General features: G+C 59.2%; 18 protein-coding genes. 11 read left to right on the plus strand and 7 right to left on the minus strand.

What is annotated here, in order from left to right:
- The first annotated feature begins 55 nt into the window (after nt 1-55).
- The 6 genes from cadC (at nt 56) to ETEE_RS11535 (ending at nt 9,147) form a co-directional block, all read left to right on the plus strand.
- Nucleotides 56-1,696, plus strand: coding sequence for a lysine decarboxylation/transport transcriptional activator CadC (cadC, locus tag ETEE_RS11510; RefSeq protein ID WP_034163231.1), 1,641 nt, complete (start codon nt 56-58; stop codon nt 1,694-1,696).
- 418 nt (nt 1,697-2,114) lie between these two features.
- Nucleotides 2,115-3,446, plus strand: a complete 1,332-nt coding sequence (gene cadB, locus ETEE_RS11515) for a cadaverine/lysine antiporter (RefSeq protein WP_034163232.1) — start codon at nt 2,115-2,117, stop codon at nt 3,444-3,446.
- Between the two features lie 140 nt (nt 3,447-3,586).
- The gene (locus ETEE_RS11520) at nt 3,587-5,731 is read left to right on the plus strand and encodes a lysine decarboxylase CadA (protein ID WP_034163233.1); all 2,145 of its coding nucleotides are present in this window, start codon (nt 3,587-3,589) and stop codon (nt 5,729-5,731) included.
- A gap of 78 nt (nt 5,732-5,809) precedes the next feature.
- Nucleotides 5,810-7,291 carry a dipeptide permease DtpD gene (gene dtpD, locus ETEE_RS11525; protein WP_034163234.1) on the plus strand — a complete coding sequence of 494 codons (1,482 nt, stop codon included), beginning with the start codon at nt 5,810-5,812 and terminating at the stop codon, nt 7,289-7,291.
- 180 nt (nt 7,292-7,471) lie between these two features.
- A complete protein-coding gene (gene tilS / locus ETEE_RS11530) occupies nt 7,472-8,791 on the plus strand; it encodes a tRNA lysidine(34) synthetase TilS (protein WP_034163235.1) in 1,320 nt (439 codons plus the stop codon).
- A gap of 32 nt (nt 8,792-8,823) precedes the next feature.
- Complete coding sequence (locus ETEE_RS11535; RefSeq protein ID WP_034163236.1) at nt 8,824-9,147, plus strand: c-type cytochrome; 324 nt, start codon at nt 8,824-8,826, stop codon at nt 9,145-9,147.
- Nucleotides 9,148-9,198: 51 nt separating this feature from the next.
- Here the strand turns inward: ETEE_RS11535 and rof are convergent, their stop codons facing one another.
- Nucleotides 9,199-9,459 carry a Rho-binding antiterminator gene (gene rof / locus ETEE_RS11540; RefSeq protein WP_034163237.1) on the minus strand — a complete coding sequence of 87 codons (261 nt, stop codon included), beginning with the start codon at nt 9,457-9,459 and terminating at the stop codon, nt 9,199-9,201.
- The gene (locus ETEE_RS11545) at nt 9,446-9,646 is read right to left on the minus strand and encodes a YaeP family protein (protein WP_034163238.1); all 201 of its coding nucleotides are present in this window, start codon (nt 9,644-9,646) and stop codon (nt 9,446-9,448) included. The genes rof and ETEE_RS11545 overlap by 14 nt, the downstream gene beginning before the upstream one ends.
- Before the next feature lie 219 nt (nt 9,647-9,865).
- Here ETEE_RS11545 and ETEE_RS11550 point away from each other — a divergent pair, with 219 nt between their 5' ends.
- From ETEE_RS11550 to nlpE, 3 genes are all read left to right on the plus strand, one after another.
- Nucleotides 9,866-10,414, plus strand: coding sequence for a YaeQ family protein (locus ETEE_RS11550; protein WP_034163282.1), 549 nt, complete (start codon nt 9,866-9,868; stop codon nt 10,412-10,414).
- Between the two features lies 1 nt (nt 10,415).
- Complete coding sequence (gene arfB / locus ETEE_RS11555; protein ID WP_034163239.1) at nt 10,416-10,832, plus strand: alternative ribosome rescue aminoacyl-tRNA hydrolase ArfB; 417 nt, start codon at nt 10,416-10,418, stop codon at nt 10,830-10,832.
- A gap of 96 nt (nt 10,833-10,928) precedes the next feature.
- Nucleotides 10,929-11,606 (plus strand): envelope stress response activation lipoprotein NlpE, encoded by a 678-nt coding sequence (nlpE, locus tag ETEE_RS11560; RefSeq protein WP_034163240.1) that lies wholly within the window; start codon nt 10,929-10,931, stop codon nt 11,604-11,606.
- A 21-nt stretch (nt 11,607-11,627) separates the two neighbouring features.
- On the opposite strand, the gene ETEE_RS11565 is transcribed toward nlpE, so the two are convergent.
- Together ETEE_RS11565 and ETEE_RS11570 are read right to left on the minus strand one after the other, a co-directional pair.
- Nucleotides 11,628-11,888, minus strand: a complete 261-nt coding sequence (locus ETEE_RS11565; RefSeq protein ID WP_034163241.1) for a YfhL family 4Fe-4S dicluster ferredoxin — start codon at nt 11,886-11,888, stop codon at nt 11,628-11,630.
- A gap of 124 nt (nt 11,889-12,012) precedes the next feature.
- Nucleotides 12,013-12,864, minus strand: a complete 852-nt coding sequence (locus ETEE_RS11570) for a MurR/RpiR family transcriptional regulator (RefSeq protein WP_034163242.1) — start codon at nt 12,862-12,864, stop codon at nt 12,013-12,015.
- A gap of 154 nt (nt 12,865-13,018) precedes the next feature.
- Here ETEE_RS11570 and yfhb point away from each other — a divergent pair, with 154 nt between their 5' ends.
- Nucleotides 13,019-13,666 (plus strand): phosphatidylglycerophosphatase C, encoded by a 648-nt coding sequence (yfhb, locus tag ETEE_RS11575; RefSeq protein ID WP_370634738.1) that lies wholly within the window; start codon nt 13,019-13,021, stop codon nt 13,664-13,666.
- A 31-nt stretch (nt 13,667-13,697) separates the two neighbouring features.
- Here yfhb and yiaY read toward each other — a convergent pair whose 3' ends face one another.
- Nucleotides 13,698-14,849, minus strand: a complete 1,152-nt coding sequence (gene yiaY / locus ETEE_RS11580) for an L-threonine dehydrogenase (protein ID WP_034163243.1) — start codon at nt 14,847-14,849, stop codon at nt 13,698-13,700.
- Between the two features lie 270 nt (nt 14,850-15,119).
- The gene (gene pspE / locus ETEE_RS11585; protein ID WP_034163244.1) at nt 15,120-15,458 is read right to left on the minus strand and encodes a thiosulfate sulfurtransferase PspE; all 339 of its coding nucleotides are present in this window, start codon (nt 15,456-15,458) and stop codon (nt 15,120-15,122) included.
- A gap of 196 nt (nt 15,459-15,654) precedes the next feature.
- Between pspE and tadA the strand changes: the two genes are divergently transcribed.
- Entirely contained in the window at nt 15,655-16,167 is a 513-nt protein-coding gene (tadA, locus tag ETEE_RS11590; protein WP_034163284.1) for a tRNA adenosine(34) deaminase TadA, read from the plus strand.
- A 16-nt stretch (nt 16,168-16,183) separates the two neighbouring features.
- Here the strand turns inward: tadA and mltF are convergent, their stop codons facing one another.
- The gene (mltF, locus tag ETEE_RS11595) at nt 16,184-17,608 is read right to left on the minus strand and encodes a membrane-bound lytic murein transglycosylase MltF (RefSeq protein WP_034163245.1); all 1,425 of its coding nucleotides are present in this window, start codon (nt 17,606-17,608) and stop codon (nt 16,184-16,186) included.
- Nucleotides 17,609-17,674: the final 66 nt, after the last annotated feature.

Genomic DNA, 17,674 nt, shown 5'->3' on the forward strand with positions numbered 1-17,674 from the left:
GCACTATGTTAGTATGGCACGCTTCAGACTTTTCTCTCCGGGCAATTAGTACACTATGCAAGAGCAAACTTTCCGCGTAGGCGAGTGGTTAGTACTGGCAGCAGACAATAAAATCACCCGCGAAGGACGCGTGTTGGTACTTGAGCCCAGACTCATCGACATGTTGAGCTATTTTGCTCATCATCCTGATACGGTGTTGAGCAGAGATGAGCTGATTGATAATGTATGGAAACGAAATATCGTTACCAATCATGTTGTTACTCAGTGTATCTCCGAGTTGCGCAAGTACCTGAAGGATGGGCGTCCCGAAGCACCAGAGTATATCGTGACCGTGCCGAAGCGTGGCTATAAGCTGGTTGAGTCGGTTATCTGGTGTGGGGAGGAGAGTCTCGAGCTGCCGGCGGCGGCGGCTCTACCGGTAGAGACGCCGACTAACCCTGCGGTGACCGACGTGAGTGCGCCGCTGGGGAGTGTTGGCCCCGCATCTGCCGCGGAGCCTGGCGCCGTCGCGCCGCCCTCGGCGTCTGCTGTAGCTTCTGTTGCGCAACCAGCGCCGCCGCGTGATGCGCCGGTGCTGCCCGTTGCGCCCGCCGCGCAGAAGACGCCGCGGCGCGCCAAGCGCTCCTCATTCTGGGTCTGGGTGGCCTTTTTGGTGGCGCTGGCGCTGTGCGTGACCTTTGTTGGACTGGCGGTGTTCAGCAACCGGGTGCCGGTAGCGCCTCAGCCGATGCTGCTTAATCCCCGCGATATTGATATCCGTATCCAGGGCGGTAACAGCTGCAGTAACTGGACCAATCAGCTCTCCTATGTGATTGGGCTGAGTGAGGAGCTCACTCAGGGACTGAATACCTACTCCACCTTCCTGGTTCACGATCAGACCAACTATAACTATGGCGGCCAAAGCAGCTCAGGTAAGTCGCTGTACATCGAGTTTGTCAATCAGCGCCACTATCGGGCGCAGCAGTGTTTCCTCTCGGTTCGCCTGATCGACAACGCGGATAACTCGGTGATGCTGGAAAAGCGCTACTTTATCACGCCGGATAACCTGCTCAGCGTTCAGAAGGACTTTATCAATAGTATCTTTACCGTGCTCAAGGTCAGCATGCCCCCTTCGCTGGAGAAGCGTTATGAGGCGCTGATGCCTACGCACAGTCAGATGCTGCAGCAGTATTACCAGGCCCATCAGCTGCTGCTGCAGGGCGACAGCGAATCACTCAATCAGGCCAACCGCCTGTTGACGCAAATTATTAAACAGGATCCCGACTTTGTGTATGCCAAGGCGGAAAAGGCGCTGGTCGATATTCTACTTAACTCCTATCAGCCCCTCAGCGCGCCGCAGCTGGCGGCGCTACGCCAGGAGATTAATGACGTAGAGCACAACCCGCTGCTGCAGGGGACTCCGATCATTCAGCAGATTTATACCGTCGACTATCTGGGGCAGGGGAAGGTGGATCAGGCTTTCTCCGCGATCAATAAGGGTATTGAGCTGGAGATGTCCTGGATCAACTATGTGTTGCTGGGCAAGGTCTATGAATTGAAGGGGCAAAATAACCAGGCGGCGGATGCCTATATCACCGCTTTTAATCTACGCCCGGGTCACAACACGCTGGACTGGATTAAAAATGGTGTATTCCAAACTAATATTGAGCGCGTTGCACCTTACCTGCTCAATTATGATGCAGAGAAGTCTGAATAGATTTGTATAATGATTAACCACACCCGCCTTCAGCGATGAAGACGGGTTTTTTTTTACCCCATGATCTCCCGGATAAAACCTCAACATCACCCGGCGATTTGCTTTTTTGACTCCATTTGTGTGATGAAAGCTCTGAGCATTTTGTTGGTATTTTAGCGTGTTTTTTGCGCTGTTTCTTCATGTCAACATTGTGTCAACGTATTGTATTGTAAGGTTTTATATGAATTCCCTTGATGTTTTTTTACCTTCACCTAAAAAACATCAAGATGTCATTTATTGCGACACGCTGAGAATTTAACTTTACCTTTAGGACTTTGCTTTCCGGGGTCATTACTATGCCTGCCATCAAGTCGGGTACTCGCCAGACATCAGTGAGTAAATTCGACTTATCTGAAAATTAATCAGGAGCAACTTGACCATGTCATCGAGCAAAAAAATCGGGCTTATCGCCTGTACCGGTGTAGTCGCCGGTAATATGATGGGGAGCGGCATTGCACTTCTGCCTGCAAACCTGGCGAGTTTAGGTTCCATCGCCATTTTCGGCTGGATCATTTCTCTGGTTGGTGCCATGTCTCTGGCTTATGTCTATGCCCGATTGGCTACCAAGAACCCGCAGCAGGGTGGCCCTATCGCCTATGCCGGTGAGGTTGGTCCTGCTTTTGGTTTCCAGACCGGTGTTCTTTATTACCACGCTAACTGGATCGGTAACCTGGCTATCGGCATCACCGCCGTCTCTTACCTGTCCACCTTCTTCCCGCTGCTGAACAGCCCGGTACCGGCGGGTATCGCCTGTATCGCCATCGTCTGGATCTTCACCTTCGTTAACATGCTGGGTGGTACCTGGGTGAGCCGTCTGACCACCATCGGTCTGGTTCTGGTACTGATCCCGGTTGTGGGCACCGCCATCGCCGGCTGGGCCTGGTTCGATCCGGCTGTTTATCACGCTAACTGGAACACCTCTGGTGGCACCGATACTCACGCCGTTGTTAAAAGTATCCTGCTGTGCCTGTGGGCGTTCGTTGGGGTTGAATCTGCCGCGGTCAGTACCGGCATGGTTAAAAACCCGCAGCGCACCGTTCCGCTGGCAACCATGATGGGTACCTGCCTGGCCGGTATCGTCTACATCGCCGCAACTCAGGTTATCGCCGGTATGTTCCCGGCCAGTGAAATGGCTGCCTCCGGTGCGCCGTTCGCCGTCTCCGCTTCTGCGATGGTCGGTCACTGGGCTGGTCCGGTTGTTTCCGCCTTCACCGCCTTCGCCTGCCTGACCTCTCTGGGCTCCTGGATGATGCTGGTTGGCCAGGCCGGTGTCCGCGCCGCCAACGACGGTAACTTCCCGAAAGTTTACGGTGAGATGGATAAGAACGGCATTCCGAAGAAAGGCCTGCTGCTGGCTTCCGTGAAAATGACCGTACTGATGGTGCTGATCACCATCCTGAACGCCAGCGGCGGTAAAGCCTCTGACCTGTTCGGTATGCTGACCGGTATCGCCGTACTGCTGACCATGCTGCCGTACTTCTACTCTTGCGTTGACCTGATTCGCTTCGAAGGCGCCAACGTTAAGAACATCATGAGTCTGGTCGCCGCCGTACTGGGTTGCTGCTTCTGCTTCATCGCCCTGATGGGCGCAGGCAACATGGAGCTGTCCGGTACCTTCATCGTCAGCCTGATCATCCTGATGTTCTACGCACGTAAGATGAATACCCGCAAGGCACAGAATACTGAGAACAACAGTAACGCCGCGGCATAAGTAAATAAGTAAGACTATTTAGTAATCATAACGATTACACACAGCAAGTAATTTAACGACTTTATCCAGCCTCTCTCTACTGCGACACAGTCCTGCCGAACGGCAGAGAGAGGCCCGCATTTTGCCTGGAGAATTAAAGTATGAATATTATTGCCATCCTGAATCACATGGGTGTTTACTTCAAAGAAGAACCCATCCGTGAACTGCATAAGGCACTGGAAGCACAGAATTTCCAGATCGTGTATCCGAACGATCGTGAAGACCTGCTGAAGCTGATCGACAACAACGCACGTCTGTGCGGCGTCATCTTCGACTGGGATACCTATAACCTGGATCTGTGCCGCGACATCAGCGAGATGAACGAGCACCTGCCGGTTTACGCTTTTGCCAACACCCACTCTACCCTGGATGTCAGCCTGAGCGATCTGCGCCTGAACGTTGAGTTCTTCGAATATGCACTGGGTGCTGCCGAAGACATCGCCCTGAAAATCCGCCAGAGCACCGATGCCTACGTAGACGAAATCCTGCCGCCGCTGACCAAGGCGCTGTTCAACTACGTTAAAGAAGGCAAGTACACCTTCTGTACGCCGGGCCACATGGGCGGCACCGCGTTCCAGAAGAGCCCGGTAGGTAGCCTGTTCTATGATTTCTACGGCGCCAATGCCATGAAATCTGACATCTCCATCTCTGTCTCTGAGCTGGGCTCTCTGCTGGACCACTCCGGCCCGCACAAAGAAGCGGAAGAGTACATCGCACGTACCTTCAACGCTGAACGCAGCTACATGGTGACCAACGGCACCTCTACCGCCAACAAGATTGTCGGCATGTACTCTGCGCCGGCCGGCAGCACCATCATGATCGACCGTAACTGCCATAAATCGCTGACTCACCTGATGATGATGAGCGACGTTACGCCGATCTACTTCCGTCCGACCCGTAACGCCTACGGCATCCTGGGTGGTATTCCGAAGAGCGAATTTGCTCGTGAAACCATCGAAGAGCGCGTGAAGAACACCCCGAACGCGACCTGGCCGGTACACGCCGTAGTGACTAACTCCACCTACGACGGTCTGTTCTACAACGCTGAGTACATCAAGAAGACCCTGGATGTTAAATCCATCCACTTCGACTCAGCCTGGGTGCCTTACACCAACTTCAGCCCGATCTACAAAGGTCTGTGCGGCATGAGCGGTGGTCGTGTGGAAGGCAAGGTTATCTATGAAACCCAGTCTACTCACAAACTGCTGGCGGCCTTCTCCCAGGCATCCATGATCCACGTTAAAGGTGACATCAACGAAGAAACCTTCAACGAAGCGTTCATGATGCACACCTCTACCTCTCCGCACTACGGTATCGTAGCTTCCATCGAAACCGCCGCGGCGATGATGAAGGGTAACGCTGGTAAGCGTCTGATCAACGGTTCTATCGAACGTGCCGTTCGCTTCCGTAAAGAGATCAAACGCCTGCGTAGCGAGTCTGATGGCTGGTTCTTCGACGTATGGCAGCCGGAGCACATCGACGAAGCGAAATGCTGGAACCTGGATCCGAAAGAATCCTGGCACGGCTTCAAAGACATCGATGAAGACCACATGTTCCTGGACCCGATCAAGGTGACTCTGCTGACCCCGGGGATGAAGGAAGATGGCACCATGGCGGATACCGGTATCCCGGCCTCCATCGTTGCCAAATACCTGGACGAGCACGGCATCATCGTTGAGAAGACTGGCCCGTACAACCTGCTGTTCCTGTTCAGCATCGGCATCGACAAGACCAAGGCGATGAGCCTGCTGCGCGGTCTGACCGACTTCAAACGTGCCTATGACCTGAACCTGCGCGTTAAGAACATGCTGCCTTCACTGTACCGTGAAGATCCGGAGTTCTATGAAAACATGCGTATCCAGGAACTGGCCCAGGGCATCCACGCGCTGATCCAGCATCACAACCTGCCGGATCTGATGTACCGTGCCTTCGAAGTGCTGCCGACCATGGTGATGAACCCGCACAACGCATTCCAGATGGAACTGCGCGGTCAGACCGAAGAAGTTTACCTCGAAGACATGATCGGCAAAGTTAACGCCAACATGATCCTGCCGTACCCGCCGGGAGTTCCGCTGGTAATGCCGGGTGAAATGCTGACCGAAGAAAGCCGTCCGGTTCTGGAGTTCCTGCAGATGCTGTGCGAAATCGGTGCTCACTACCCGGGCTTCGAAACCGACATCCACGGCGCCTATCGCCAGGCTGACGGTCGTTACACTGTGAACGTTATCAAAACTGAACAGAAGTAATTGATGACCGAGGGCGCCCCGTCAGGGGGCGCCCTTTATTTTTACCCTCCGTTCTATCCCCCGCGTCAGGGAGAATCTATGAAAACACCCTCACAACCGCGCGCAATCTACTATGTCGTAGCGCTACAAATCTGGGAATATTTCAGCTTTTACGGCATGCGTGCGTTACTGATCCTCTATCTCACCCACCAGCTCGGGTATAACGATACCCATGCATTCAGCCTGTATAGCGCCTATGCATCGCTGGTTTATGTCACGCCTATTCTGGGCGGTATCCTGGCCGACAAGCTGCTGGGCAACCGTGTGGCCGTGGTCACCGGCGCCGCGCTGATGACGCTGGGACACGTCGTTCTGGGACTCAGCGCCGTCTCTCCGTTCTCTCTCTATCTCGCCCTGGCCATCATTGTGTGCGGCTATGGCCTGTTCAAATCGAATATCAGCTGCCTGCTCGGCGAACTCTACTCTGCAGAGGATCCGCGCCGTGACGGGGGCTTCTCCTTACTGTATGCGGCGGGAAATATTGGCTCGATCATAGCGCCGATTGCCTGTGGTCTGGCCGCCGAACAGTACGGTTGGCACGTCGGCTTTGCGCTGGCGGGGATCGGCATGTTTGCCGGTCTGGTGATTTTTATGTGTGGACATCGCCACTTCCGCCATACGAGCGGCGTGAACAGTCAGGCGTTGCAGGCGCGCAGGGCCGTGTTGCCCAACTGGAGCTGGCTGCTGCTGGGGCTGCTGCTCTCCCCGCTGCTGGTCGCCGTCCTGTTTTGGCGCGACTGGTCCAGCTATGCGCTGGCGCTGGTCTGCGCGGCGGCGATGATTATCCTGGGCAAAATTTTTCGCCGGGCCACGCCCGAACAGCGTCGTGGGCTAATCCAGATAGTGATCCTGATGGCGCTGGGTACGCTGTTCTGGGCCTTTGCCCAGCAGGGCGGCAGCTCTATCAGCCTGTTTATCGACCGCTTTGTGAATCGTCATCTGCTCTCCTTCACCGTGCCGACGGCGCTGTTCCAGTCCGTGAACGGCTTTGCCGTGATGGCCTGTGGGGTGGTTTTGGCCTGGCTGGTCAGCGAGCGTAGCGGCGGTAACCGTATTTTGCGCATCTGGGGTAAGTTCGCCCTGGGGCTGGCGTTGATCAGCATCGGCTTCGGTATTTTGACCTTCAACGCCCGCTGGGCGGCGCAGCATGGACAGGCATCCATGGGGCTGACGGTGCTGGGGCTGGCGGTGATGGGCTGCGCAGAACTGTTTATCGATCCGGTCGCCATGGCGCAGATCACGCGCCTGACGATCCCTGGAGTGACGGGCGTCCTCACCGGGATCTATATGCTGGCGACCGGATCGGTAGCCAACTATCTGGCCGGGATCATCGCCAATCAGACCGCTGAATCCAGCTTTGCCCACGGCGGAGAGGCGCTCACCCACTCGGTGATGGCCTATGCCAAGGTGTTTAGCGATATCGCCTGGGGGGCGCTGGGATGCGTCGCGCTGGTGGCCGTGATTTGGCTGGTCAACTTGCTGCTGGTACGGCGCGCTGCGCCGCAGGCGGTGTCAGAGTAAAATCGGATATCGGGGATGCCGCCCGCGCGGCGGCATCAAACGGCGCGGAGACCGACGGCGTTTGCGCCGGGGAACGCTTCCCGGCGCGGCGTGGAGAGCAAGGGGCTTGCTTCTCGCGGAATTGCTGGTTAACGTGCTGATACTTATCGATGCAGGGCGGTGAAAGCCGCAAATACTTCCATGAATACCCTAGATATCCAGAGGCACATTGCCGACAGGCTGGCCGGGCGCCGGCATCTGTTGGTTGCCTTTAGCGGCGGCCTGGACTCCACGGTGCTGCTGCATGCGCTGGTACAGCTGCGCGCCAGCCGTCTTCCCCATTTACGCCTGCGGGTGGTGCATGTGCACCATGGACTGAGCCATTTCGCCGATCAGTGGGTCGACCACTGTGAGTCGGTGTGCTATCTGTGGCAGGTGCCGCTGCATATACTGCGCGTTCAGGTCGATACTCAGCGCAACAGCGTGGAGGCCGCGGCGCGTGATGCCCGCTACCGGGGGATTGCCGAGCTGATCGACAGTCATGAAACCCTGCTGACCGCACAGCATCTGGACGATCAGTGCGAAACCTTCCTGCTGGCGCTCAAACGCGGCAGCGGCCCGACCGGCCTGTCGGCGATGGCGCAAAGCATGCCGTTTTTCGCCTGCGAACAGCTGCGTCCGCTGCTGGATATTTCCCGTGAACAGCTCATGGCCTATGCGCAGGCGCACGATCTCTCCTGGGTCGAGGATGACAGCAATACCGATGCCCGCTTCGATCGCAACTTCCTGCGTATGCGCATTGTGCCGCTGCTGCGTGAGCGTTGGCCCCATTTTTCAGAGGCCGTGGCGCGCAGCGCCAGCCTGTGCGCCGAACAGGAGCAGCTGCTGGACGAACTGCTGATGGAGTCGCTGCAGGCGCTGATGAGCGAAGATGATGCCCTGAGCATCGACGGCCTGCTGCCGCTCTCCGAGGCCAAACGCTATGCGCTGCTGCGGCGCTGGATCGCCTGCTTTGGGGTGATGATGCCGACGCGCGAGCAGCTGCAGCGCCTCTGGCACGAGGTCGCGCTGGCCCGTGAGGACGCCGAGCCGCAGCTGCACCTGGCCAAATGCCAGGTGCGTCGCTTCCGGCGTCGGCTCTACCTGCTGCCGCCGCTGCGCTCGCTGCGCGACGAGGTGCTACGCTGGGATCTGCGTAAGCCGCTGACGCTGCCCGATGGGCTGGGGGAGCTGCAGATTGGCAGCCGGGGCGTCTGCGTGCGGGCTCCGGCGCCCGACGAAGCCGTCACCATCCGTTTTTGTGCGCAGGGAGTGCTGCGCATCGTGGGACGCCGCCACTCCCGGGCGATAAAAAAAATCTGGCAGGAGATGCATATTCCGCCCTGGGAGCGTGAGCGCACCCCGATGCTGTATTATGGTGAGCGTCTGATCGCCGCGCTGGGCGTATTTGTTACCCAAGAGGGGGTGGCGCCGGCCGGGGAAACGGCGTGGAATATTCACTGGTCTAAGGACTGGATGTAGGGTACGACAACGGATTTCTCAGGAGGATAGCGATGAAACGGGGTGTGATGGGGATACTGGCGCTGGCGTTGCCCCTGGCGGCGCAGGCGGGCGGCGATGCCGCCGCTGGACGGCAGAAGTCTGCATCCTGCGCCTCCTGCCACGGGGTTCAGGGGCAGGGGCTGACGCCGATCTATCCGCCGCTGGCCGGGCTGAGTGCGCAGCGCCTGGTGGAGGCGATGCAGGAATATAAGGCCGGGACGCGCCACGGTGGGCAGGCGGGGATCATGTCGGCCTATGTGGCGCGCCTCAGCGGGCAAGATATGGCGGATCTGGCGGCGTACTATGCTAGCCTGACGCCGCCGGCGGCGCCGTAATGGCGAGTCGGGGCCCCGTGGGGCCCCGACTGAATGGGAGAGTGCACGTCGCTACGACATGCTGATGGTGACGGTGCCCAGCGTCGGGTGGCTAAAGCGGGCAATGTGATCCAGACGGAGCTCGCGCGGCTGGCCTTGGCTGGTGACCAGCAGATACTCCACGTGCTTGCGGGAAATCAGATCGCTGGCCTGTCCTTCGAGCGCTTCACCGTCGCGCAGAACGATCTGCAGAACCAAATGGTGCTGGCAGGCGAGCTCCAGGCTGTCGTAATCATCGCAGTTGATGGGTTGATACTCTTCAGTCGTCGACATAATCACTCACCAATAAGTTCGCGGCGGCATAGGCCGCCTGTTCCCTAACGGCCGGTGGCAGCTGTTCATCGGCCGCAACCGCATCCAGTGCCTTTAAGGCACACCCTACTGCATCGGGGATATAGCCGAGGTCGCCGCTGGCGATCTCGGCATATCTACGCCGAACCAACGCAGAGTATTGTTGCAACGTCTTCTCCTATAGAGCGTAACCCGGTGGCGTTATCCTGCGGGTGAGCTGGGCTTACCTGCGGATAAATCTCCATTTTGACTATATCACAGGGTTGCTCCGGCGGCAGCGGGGCGCAACGGCGCCCGACGATAAAAAGTGTGCTTTTCCCCCGGCATGGATTCGTGCCGGGCGGTAAAAACGGGTAAAATGGCGTAAAGATTCGAAATGGGGAAACGCATGGCACTGAAGGCAACCATTTATAAGGCCAACGTCAATATTGCCGACATGGATCGGCACCACTATCAGGATGCCGCGCTGACGCTGGCGCAGCACCCCTCCGAGACGGAGCAGCGCATGATGCTGCGCCTGCTGGCCTGGTGCTGTCATGCGGATGAGCGGCTGACGTTTACCAAGGGACTTTGCGCAGACGACGAACCAGAGCTGTGGCTGCGTAACGACTACAACGGCGTGGATCTGTGGATTGAGCTGGGCCTGCCGGATGAGAAACGTCTTAAAAAAGCCTGCTCGTTATCGCGCCAGGTGGTGCTGTATGCCTATAGTGAGCGGGCCGCACGGGTCTGGTGGCAGCAGAATCAGGCGCGGCTGGCGACGCTGCGCTCGCTGAGCATCTATTTTATCGATGATGAGGCCCTGAGCCGGCTGGCGGCGCTGGCGACCAGAACCATGGATTTGCAGGTGACGCGCCAGGAGGGGCAGCTGTGGGTTTCCGATACCGCGCACAGCATCGAGATCGCGCTGGATGTCTGGCAGCAGGGTAGCGTCTGAGATGCTGTATATCAACGCCCGCCTGGCGATCCCCGAACGGGAGATCTCGCTGAGCGCCATTCGCGCGCAGGGAAACGGTGGGCAGAACGTCAATAAAGTGTCCAGCGCCATTCACCTGCGCTTCGATATTCGCGCCTCCAGCCTGCCGCCGGTTTACCAGCAGCGGCTGTTGGCCATGCAGCACCATTTGATTACGGATGACGGCGTGGTGGTGATCAAGTCCCAGTCATTCCGTACCCAGGCACAGAACCGCGACGATGCGCTGGCCCGCCTGGCGGCGCTGATCCGTCAGGCCTCAGAGGTGGCTAAGCCGCGCCGGGCCACGGCGCCCAGCCGCGGCGCGCGTCGTCGGCGTACCGACGATAAAACACGGCGCGGATCGCTGAAGTCGCTGCGCGGCAAGGTCATTCCGGGTTAGAGCGCTTTTTTCGCGCTGCCGCAGGGTCGGCGGCGCCGGGGGACATGCAGGTCGCCCGCTTGATATTGCATTCGTTTGCACAGTAGGAGAGAAACTGTGAAAAAACTGGCTATTTCGCTGTTGTTGGCGGCGGGGGTGATCACCCTGTTTGGGTGTCATGCGCGTACGCAGTACGCTGAACAGCCTCTGGTGCCGATGGCGCAGAGTTTTCAAGGTACGCTGCCGTGCGCCGACTGCGGCGGCATGGAGATGTCGCTGTTCTTGGACAAGGACGGCAGCTTTGTCCTGAAATCGATCTACCGCGCTAGTCGCGACGGCGATCAGAGCTTCGCCGAATACGGGCGCTGGCAGCGCACCGCCGATCGCCTGGTGCTGATCGGCAGCGACGGCGAGAAGCGTTACTTCCGTCCGGTCGGGAATGACATGCGCCTGCTGGACACCAGCGGCAATGAGATCGACTCGCCGTTCAATTACACGCTGAAGGCGGCCACCTCGCCGCTGCCGGTGACGGCGATGAGCGTGAAAGGGATGTACCGCTATATGGCGGATGCCGCCACGTTTCACGACTGCGCGACGGACAACGTGTATCCGGTGAGCAGCACCGTCGAGCTCGAGCAGGCCTATATTAACGCCCGTCCGGCGCCGGGACAGGCGGTTTACGTGGAGATGAAGGGGCACTTTGCGGTGCTGCCCTCCATGGAGGAGGGGCAGGTGGCGAAAACGCTGGTGCCAGACGGCGAGGCCCGTTTCGACGCCCGCGGCCACTGCCGCTGAGCGACGCGGGCGGCGGCCCGCTTACAGGACGTCGCTGTGGTACAGTCGCACAAACTTGTCCCACAGCTGCTCTTCGCTTTCGGCGTGCGCCGGATCGCGGATGATGGTGTTATCGATCGGGCAGACCTTGATACAGGTCGGCTCGTCGTAGTGACCGACGCATTCGGTGCAGCGCGCCGGATCGATCTGGTAAATCTGCTCCCCCATCGAGATCGCCTGATTGGGGCACTCCGGTTCGCACATGTCGCAGTTGATGCACTTCTTGGTAATCAGTAACGCCATTCTAGTCACTTAAGAAATATAATTTAAATATCATGCAGATAGCGTGATTAACTTCCTCTGCGCGATCGCGTATGCGCGTATTTTTGCACACTCCCCCGCACATTGAAAAACCTTTCTGCGCCGGTTACTCCAGCGTCTTGACTAGCGCGCAGCTGTTGCGAATATGCAGGCAGGCGTGCTCCGCGTTCTGCTGGACGATCCCCATATACAGCAGATCCGTCAGGGTGCTTTGCGCAATACGTGAGGAGATGGCGGTGGTCTGATCGGCGTGGGCATCGATGACGGTATACAGCGTCAGCGACGCCAGATCCTGTAGGGGATTGGGGGAGAAGCCGGTCAGGGCCAGCACCTGGGCGCCGCGGCGGCGGGCCGTTGCGGCGGCCATATTGACCTCTTTGCGTTCGCCGCTGTAAGAGATGGCCATCAGGAGATCCTGCGGCTGCATGGCCTGGGCACAGACTATCTGCACATGGGCATCCGATTCGGCGTAGGCCGCCAGGCCAATCTGCATCAGCTTATTGGCGAAGTCCTTGGCCACTAGGCCGGAGGCGCCGAGGCCGGTAATAACAATGCGCCGGGCGCTGAGCAGCATGCGCAGCGCCTGCTGCAGCTGCTCCTCATGGTTGATGGTCAGGGTGGACTGCAGCGCCGCGATCTTTTCCGCCATCAGCTTTTCGCCGACCACCTTGAGCGGATCGTGGCGTAGAATACCGTGATGGAGCGCGGCCTCGTTAGCCGGCGCCTGATGGCGCAGCAGATGGGCCGAGATATCCTGCTTTAGCGCGGGAAAGCCGCGGAAACCCAGCTTTTGGGCGAACTTAACCACGCTGGACTGGCTGATACCGAGCGTATTGGCCAGCTCCTGAGAGCTTAGCTTGCCCAGCTGCTCCGGCGAGGAGAGGATAAAATCGGCCAGCTTACGCTCGTTTTGTGCCAGCGAATGATAAAGCTGTTTTATTCTCACCAAGCTGCTCATAAATGTCCCCTTTGCATGCGAGGGGATAGTTTGCCATAGTGTCAGCCCCATGAGGCGAAACCTCGCTTGCTGCATAAACTCCATATCATGACGTCATCGTCATAATTTGTCAGCGCGAGCGACATAGACCCGACGCGGGTAACGGGAGGCGGTCGTGATACATCAGCGGGAACATTCTGTACGCAGGCAGGTCTTTTTTGACCTGGACGGTACGCTGCACCGCCAGGATCTGTTTGGCTGCTTTCTGCGTTTCATGCTGTGGCGTCTGCCGCTGAACTGGCCGCTGGTGCTGCTGTGCCTGCCGCCGGTGGGGCTGGGGCTGCTATTCGCCGGGCGGGCGGCGCGGCGTCCGGTCAGTCTGCTGCTGTGGAGTATGACCGCTGGTCGCTCGGAAGGGCGCCTGCGGGGGCTGGAGACGCGGTTCGTGGCGCAGTTTCGCCGCCGGGTTCAGCCCTTTCCCCTGGTGCGGGCGCGTCTGGATGACTATCTGGCGTGCCCGATGACGCAGGTCTGGCTGCTGACCGGTTCGCCCGAGCAGCTGGTGGAGCAGGTGTATCGCGACAGCGGCATTCTGCTGCGCGTGAGGCTGATAGGCACCCGGATGCGCCGTCGCTTCGGCGGCTGGACGCTGACGCGCCGCTGTTTGGGGCGGGAAAAGGTGCGCCAGCTAGAGCGCTGTCTCGGGCGTCCGCTGCAGCTGTACAGCGGCTACAGCGATAGTCGCCAGGATGATGTAGTGCTGAGTTACTGTCGCTTTCGCTATCGGGTCGATAAGGAGGGCGCGCTGCGGCGCCTGCCTTAATCGGATGCCCCGCCGTCGGCGGGGCCGGGGATCACAGCGCGGCGCGGAAGATCGCCACGATCTCCGCATGACTGGCCTGGATCGGGTTGGTTAGACCGCAGGCGTCCTTCAGGGCGTTGTTGGCCAGGGTGTCCAGATCCTCTTCACGCACCTTCAGCTCGCGCAGACCCGCCGGGATCGCCACGTCGTGGGCCAGGCCGCGGATGGCGGCGATGCAGGCTTCGGCGCCCTGTGCGTCGTCCATATCCTGAACCGCGACGCCCATCGCCGCCGCGATATCCTTCAGACGCCCCGCGCAGGCGCGGGCGTTGAAGCTCTGTACGTGGGGCAGCAGTATCGCATTGCAGACGCCGTGCGGCAGATCGTAGAAGCCGCCCAGCTGGTGTGCCATCGCATGGACATACCCCAGAGAGGCATTGTTAAAGGCCATCCCCGCCAGAAACTGGGCATAGGCCATGGCTTCGCGCGCCGCCATATCGTCGCCGTCGCGGACGGCGTCGCGCAGATGGGCGCTGATCATCGTGATGGCCTTCAGCGCGCAGGCGTCGGTGATCGGGGTCGCGGCGGTAGAGACATAGGCCTCTACGGCGTGGGTCAGGGCATCCATTCCGGTGGCGGCGGTCAGCCCCTTCGGCATACCGCGCATGAGCTGCGGATCGTTGACGGAAAGGATCGGGGTGACATGCTTGTCGACGATGGCCATCTTAATGTGACGCTGTACATCGGTGATGATACAAAAGCGCGTCATTTCAGAGGCAGTACCGGCGGTGGTGTTGATGGCGATCAGCGGCAGCTGCGGGTGCTGTGAGCGATCGACCCCTTCATAGTCACGGATATCCCCGCCGTTGGTCGCCACCAGTGCGATGCCTTTGGCGCAGTCGTGGGGCGAGCCGCCGCCCAGCGAAATCACGCAGTCGCAGCCGTGCTCGCGCAGCAGCGTCAGCCCTGCGGCGACGTTATCGGTGGTCGGGTTGGGATGCGTGCCGTCATACACCGCGCTCTGAATGCCTACCTTGGCCAGCAGCGCCTGTACGTCGCCGACGACGCCCAGACGACTGAGCACGCTGTCGGTGACGATCAGCGCCTGGTGGTAGCCGTACTCTTTCATCGTCGCCGCCGCCTCGTTCAGGCAACCGCGACCGATCATATTTACACTGGGAATGAAAAACGTTGAGGTCGTCATCGACAACTCCTTTTATGTTAGTAAATTAACAACCAAGATAGCCTGCCAATGAATTATTACAGCGATCCCGCGCACGAAATGATGAAAATTAAATGTTTAGAAAGCTAACAGTTAAGGTTTTTTTGTATTAAATTGCCATAATTAGCCGATATCGTTGCTATTTTATACTCGTTTAAAGCGGTTTTTTACTGAGTGGATAATAAGTCGGCATTCACCGATGCGGCAGCGCGGCGGCGGCGTGACAGCGGACCGCCCCCGCGCAGGGTGTTATTATTTTACCATTTGCTGGTGCTTGGCGACCTGTTCCAGCCCGCCCGCATTGACGGCGTGGCGGTAGCCCATCTGCTGCAGCAGCGCTTCCGCCTGGCCTGACTGGCGCCCGCTGTTGCAATACAGATGCAGGGTATCATTCTTGTCCTGGGTCAGCGCGCCGATGCGCTGCGCCAGGTTTTTGAGCGGAATATTGTGGGCGCCCTTGACGTGCTCCTGCTGGTATTGCTCCGGTACACGGACGTCGATCCAGTACTCTGCCGCCCACAGCGGGGCGGATGTCGCCAGCAGGCCGGCCATCAGCAGGCCCTGTTTCATGCGCCGAATTTGTGCAAACATCCAGATATCTCCTGAGAATGATTAGGCTATGCCCTTTTGCCCCATCGATACGGCGGGCAGGTGCCGGCGTATCATACGCCTGCGCCGCAGCGGCTGTCCGCTTCCGCGCGGAGAAATTGGGCGATAGCGCTAATTAGGCGCGGCGGGCGCGCAGGGGCTGTGTATAATGCGCGCCGGAAACAGAGAGGGGAAACGTGTGACGCAACGCGATGACAGTTACTGGATGCGCCATGCCCTGCAGCTGGCGGAAAAGGCCCGGGCACAGGGCGAGGTGCCGGTCGGCGCGGTTCTGGTCTTGAACGATCGGGTGATTGGCGAGGGGTGGAACCGGCCTATTACCCGCCACGATCCGACCGCGCACGCCGAGATCATGGCGCTGCAGCAGGGGGGGGCCGTCATGCAGAATTATCGTCTGCTGGAGGCGACACTGTACGTGACCCTGGAGCCCTGCGTGATGTGTGCCGGGGCGATGGTGCACAGCCGCATCCGGCGGCTGGTGTACGGCGCGCAGGATCTCAAGACCGGCGCGGCGGGATCGCTGCTGGATGTGCTGGGGCACCCGGGGATGAATCACCGGATCGCGGTGTGCGGCGGCGTGTTGGCCGACGCGTGCGCGGCGCAGCTGAGCGATTTCTTCCGCCAGCGGCGGGCGCAGAAAAGGGCCGAGCGCGACGCCCGGCGCGGCGCCCACGGCGCCGGCGCGGAGTAAGGGTGGCCGGCTCAGCTCAGCGCGGCCCGAGCAGCGCTAGCTGGGTCGCCTCTGCCGCCTCTCGCTTCTCCTTCTCCTGCAGGTAGCCGCGCAGGCTGACGGTATAGCGGCGAATGTTTTCGACGTACTGATAGGCCTCGTGCCCACGCGCGTAGCCATAGGTCAGCCGCTGGTAGTATTTCTTTTGGCTCAGCAGCGGAAGACGCTGTTTGACATCGGCCCAGCTGTCGGGATTGGCCCCCTGTTTTTGGGTCAGCTGGCGGACGTCCAGCATGTGTCCGTAGCCCATATTATAGGCGGCCAGAGCGAACCAAATCCGCTCATCCTGCGGAATGCTCTCCGGCAGCCTCTCCATCAGCCGCTCCAGGTACAGCGAACCGCCGGCGATGCTCTCCTCCGGATCGAGGCGATCTTTCACCCCCAGCCCCTCGGCGGTGGCGCGGGTCAGCATCATCAGCCCGCGTACGCCGGTCGGCGACGTGGCCTGGGGATTCCAGTGTGACTCCTGATACGAGATCGCGGCCAGCAGCCGCCAGTCCATTTTGCGCGCATGCTGGGTAAAAAAGTCCTGCAGTGACGGCAGCACGCTATCGATAGCGGAGAGGAACGTACGTGTATCGACGTAGTCGAAGCTGCCGACGTGGCCGATATATTTCTCCTCTAGGCGCGCCAGGGTGCCGTCTTCAGCGCTCTGGCTGAAGAAGTCCAGCATCGCCGCGTACAGGCTGTCATCCTCGCTGCGGTTGAGATACCACATGACCGGCTCTTCATCGCTGATATCGAAGGCGACCGCCACCTGCGGGTGGATCCGCTGAAACAGGGAGATCGCCATCGAATCCGCCACCGTATAGTCCAGCTTGCCCTCGGCGACCTGCTTAAGCAGCTCGGTTGCCGACAGGCTGTCGCTGCTCTGCCACTGCAGGTCAGGGTACTTTTGCTGGCGGTAGTGCTCCAGGGTGGTGATATGGGCCGACCCGGACTGTACCATCAGGGGACCGCTGAGATCGCCCAGGTTACGCGGGCGCACCTTGCCCTGGCGGTAGACCAGCTGCTGGGAGACGGAGTAATAGGTCGGCCCGGTGCGATAGCGATGCAGCCGCGCGCTGCTGTACAGCAGTCCGGCGGCGACCATATCGGCATCCTGTCCATCCAGATCGTCAAACAGACCCGGCAGCGTGGGGCGCACGGTGACGCGCAGCTTCACGCCCAGATAGTCGGCGAAGCGTTTGGCCAGTTCATAGTCCAGGCCGGAGATCGCATTGCCCTCACGCTGATAGGTGAGCGGCGAAACGATGGTGCTTACGCGCAGCTCTCCCCGGTCGAGGATCTGCTGTAGCTGGTTTTCATTACCGCTGCGCCACGGAATATTGGGCCACAGCGCCAGCGCCAAAAGCGCGGAGACAATACCGATAAGGTAATAATTATATTTTATACGTTTCAAATAGTTATCCCATGACGGTCTAGCGGGATGCGGTTGCTGGTGTTAAAAGTGGAATAAAGGTAAAGC

Origin of the sequence: Edwardsiella anguillarum ET080813 (assembly GCF_000264765.2) — a bacterium.
GTDB lineage: Bacteria > Pseudomonadota > Gammaproteobacteria > Enterobacterales > Enterobacteriaceae > Edwardsiella > Edwardsiella anguillarum.